Source organism: Streptomyces sp. NPDC058964, assembly GCF_042741275.1.
Lineage (GTDB): Bacteria > Actinomycetota > Actinomycetes > Streptomycetales > Streptomycetaceae > Streptomyces.
In genome coordinates this window covers 994-4,570 of the sequence record NZ_JBHYKH010000638.1, presented here as the reverse complement: position 1 = coordinate 4,570, position 3,577 = coordinate 994, and the positions used below count along the sequence as shown (strand labels likewise).

Sequence of the window (3,577 nt, the reverse complement as noted above, 5' to 3'; positions counted from 1 at the left end):
ATCCACCCCCACCCCCCCCAAAACCGCGAGTTACATTTTCTGGGGGGCTGGGTTTTGTTTTAAAGAGACAGGGTGTGCGGCGTGGTGACGGGCCCGCGGTGACGGCGGACGGCGTGGGGTGCGCGGCGTGCGTCGCGACGGTGTCTGCGACGGCGATGACGGCGTGCGGTGGGCGGTGTCAGCGGCGGCGCTGCTTCTTGGAGGGGTTGCCCGAGCGGCGGGTGGTTCGCTTCTCGTACTCCTCGCGGGCCTTCTCGTACTCCGCGCGGTGCAGTTTCTCGCCCGGGGCCTCGGCGAAGGTGCGGAAGAAGTAGGCGAGGAGGGAGCCGACGAAGCCGATGGCCAGCAGTCCGCGGAGGGAGGACTGGCGGTCGGGGTCGGGGCGGATGCCGAAGGAGGACCAGGTGTGGCGGAAGGCGAGGGCGCTGCAGACCGCGAACATCACGATCATCAGCAGCGAGACGAAGCTGCCGATGTCGGCGATCTGGAGGCCCTGGTAGGCGACGCGGAGCACGAAGCAGGCGGCGGCCGCCGCGGCGAGGGAGCCGACGGCGAGGCCCACCCGACGGGCGGTGTAGCCGTTGTCGTGGTGGACCCAGGTCGTGCCGTAGAACCGGAGGGGTTCGGGGCGGGGGCCCGCGGGGGTGTCCGGGGTGCCGTTCTTGCCGTTCTCTGCGCTCACGGGTCGAGTTTTTGGCGCGCGCCGCACGGGGCGGTGGGGGGCCGGGCCCCCCCCCCGCCCCCCCGGCCCCGCCCCCGGGCCGCCGCCCCCGGCTCGGCGGGCGGCCGCCGGCTCGGTGGGGCACTGCGCCGCACCGCCGCGGGCCGACCGCAGGCCGGGACGACCGGGCAGGAGGCCGCCGTACCCAGGCCCGACGCCGCCGCGTACGCGTTGCGCGTGCACGACCTTTCGGTCGCCTTTCCCAGCCCGGACGGACCGGTGCACACCGTCCGGGGTGTCACCCTGGACGTCCGGCACGGCGAGACGGTCGGCATCGTCGGTGAGTCGGGCAGTGGCAAGACACTGACGGCCATGGCGATCGCCGGGCTCGTGCCGGAGCCGGGCCGGGTCATCGCCGGCCGGATGGAGATCGCCGGACGGGACCCCGGGACGTTGCGCGCACCCGAGCAGCGCAGGCTTCTGGGTTCGATGACCGCGGTGGTCTTCCAGGACCCGCTGAGCTCCTTCAACCCCGCGCTGAAGATGGGGCGTCAACTCACCGAGGCCAGCGAGGTCCACCTCGGCCTGCCGCGCGCGGAGGCGATGCGGCTCGCACGGGACCGGCTGCACCAGGTACGCGTGCCCAGCCCTGCCATCAGGATGGCCCAGTACCCGCACGAGCTGTCCGGCGGCATGCGACAGCGCGCCATGATCGCCATGGGGTTGATGGGAGAACCCGAACTGATCATCGCCGACGAGCCGACCACCGCGCTCGACGTGACCGTGCAGGAACAGATCGTGCGGCTCCTGGGCCGGATCAACGCGGACACCGGAGCCGCGATCCTGATGATCTCGCACGACATCTCGGTCGTCACCTCGTTGTGCCGACGGGTGGTGGTGATGTACGCAGGCCGGATCGTCGAGGACATCGGGGTCGGCTCCCTGCTCGCCGGCCCCGCCCATCCCTACACCGAGGCGCTCCTGGCGGCCGTTCCCCACATGGGCAGCGACCGGGACCAGCCGCTGGCCACCATCCCCGGCCGGCCCCCGCAGCCCCTCGATCTGCCCCCCGGCTGCGCCTTCGCACCGCGCTGCCGGTTCGCATCGGACAAGTGCCACAGCCAGCAGCCGCCACTTGAGTTCCGGGACGGGCGGCGGGTCGCCTGCTGGCACCCGCGTCCGCCGGATCCGGCGGACCGTACCGACACGACGACCGCCGAGGCGGGGCCGGCATGACCGGACTGCGGATCGAAGGGCTGACCGTACGGTACGGGCGGGGCCGCCGAGCCATGACGGCGGTCGACGGCGTGAGCCTCACCGTGCCCCCGGGAAGGATCGTCAGCCTGGTGGGTGAGTCGGGCTCGGGTAAGTCGACACTCGCCCGCGCCATCGTCGGACTCGCTCCCATCACCGCGGGCCAGGTCCTGCTGGACGACGAGGACATCGCCGCGGACACGGGCCGCCTCCGGCGGATCCAGATGGTCTTCCAGGACCCGTACGCCTCGCTCAATCCGCGGATGACGGTCGGGGCGACCGTGGACGAGGCGCTACGGGCCCGCGCCGGTGCGTGCCTGACACGCCAGCAGCGCGGCCAGGAGATCGGCCGGCTGCTGGATCTGGTCGCCCTGTCCCCGGAGCATGCGGGCATGTTCCCCAGGCGCCTGTCGGGCGGCCAGCGGCAGCGGGTGGCACTCGCGCGGGCGCTCGCGGTGCGCCCCGACGTCATCATCGCCGACGAGATCACCAGTGCCCTCGATGTCTCCGTGCAGGGCGCGGTGCTCAACCTCGTCCGCGACATCCAGGCCCGCTCCGGCACCTCGATGCTGTTCATCTCACACAACCTCGAGGTGGTCCGGTACGTCAGCGACGTCATCGCCGTGATGTACCTGGGCCGCATCGTGGAGGCTGCGCCCACCGAGCAGCTCCTCTCCCAGCCCCGCCACCCGTACACCAGGGCCCTGCTGGCAGCCGTGCCCCGGCTCGGCCGTTCCTGGCGCGATATCAACACGCCGTCCGGGGACCTGGACGCCCCCGATCCCCACCGTCCTCCGCAGGGCTGCCGTTTCCACCCCCGCTGCCCCGTCGGGCCGCGCGCGAACGCCTCCCGTTCGGTGTGCCTGACCCTGGACCCGCAGCTCGACGCGGCGGGGCGGCCCCACCGGGCCGCCTGCCACTTCGCCGGCGACCTGGCGGCGGCCGTCGGCGTCATGGCGACCGGCCCCACCCCGCACGCCGCGGGGATCGCCGAAGAACACCACGGCCCGTCGAACGGTGGGCACGCCTCGCTCGCCGCGATGGCCGCCACCGATGAAGAGACCGCGACGAAGGAGCAACCTTGACACTGGACCAGGAAGAACTCGGCCGACGGCTCGAAGAGCTCGCCCGCGAGTACCGCGTACCCGGCGCCTCCCTGGCCGTCCACGCGGGCGGCCGGACCGTTCTCGCGGCGGCGGGCGTGCTCAACCGGGGTACGGGAGTGGAGACCACGACCGATTCGCTGTTCCAGATCGGTTCCATCACCAAGACCCTGACCACCGCCCTTGTGATGCAACTGATGGACGAGGGGCTGCTCGACCTCGACGATCCGGTGGTGAAGGTGCTGCCGGAGTTCAAGGTGGCCGACCCGGACGTGACCGCGTCGGTGACGATGCGCCACCTGCTCACCCATACCAGCGGCATCCAGGGCGACGTCTTCACTGACGTCGGCCGCGGGGACGACGTGCTGGAGCGGTTCGTGGCCCGGTGCGCGGATCTCGGCCAGTCGCACCCCATCGGTGCCACCCAGTCGTACTGCAACACCGGTTTCGGCGTCGCCGGCCGGGGGGTGGGGGTTGGGGACGGGCACAGGCGGGGGCACCACCACGCCGCGCCGCACCGCCACCCCCCCCCCGACGGGCGCCCCGAGCACCATCCCCC

At 72.5% G+C, this 3,577-nt stretch carries 4 protein-coding genes; 3 read left to right on the top strand and 1 reads right to left on the bottom strand.

Annotation, left to right across the window (positions count from 1 at the left end; genetic code table 11):
• Positions 1-178: 178 nt before the first annotated feature.
• Positions 179-682 (bottom strand): EamA/RhaT family transporter, encoded by a 504-nt coding sequence (locus tag ACFW2E_RS42010; RefSeq protein WP_384475987.1) that lies wholly within the window; start codon positions 680-682, stop codon positions 179-181.
• Between the two features lie 216 nt (positions 683-898).
• On the opposite strand from ACFW2E_RS42010, the gene ACFW2E_RS42005 reads away from it, so the two are divergent.
• From ACFW2E_RS42005 to ACFW2E_RS41995, 3 genes are all read left to right on the top strand, one after another.
• Positions 899-1,897, top strand: a complete 999-nt coding sequence (locus tag ACFW2E_RS42005) for an ABC transporter ATP-binding protein (RefSeq protein ID WP_384475984.1) — start codon at positions 899-901, stop codon at positions 1,895-1,897.
• Positions 1,894-3,000 (top strand): ABC transporter ATP-binding protein, encoded by a 1,107-nt coding sequence (locus ACFW2E_RS42000; protein ID WP_384475981.1) that lies wholly within the window; start codon positions 1,894-1,896, stop codon positions 2,998-3,000. The genes ACFW2E_RS42005 and ACFW2E_RS42000 overlap by 4 nt, the downstream gene beginning before the upstream one ends.
• Positions 2,997-3,577 (top strand): serine hydrolase domain-containing protein (locus tag ACFW2E_RS41995; RefSeq protein WP_384475979.1); only part of this gene is annotated, 581 nt, incomplete at its 3' end. The genes ACFW2E_RS42000 and ACFW2E_RS41995, both read left to right, overlap by 4 nt.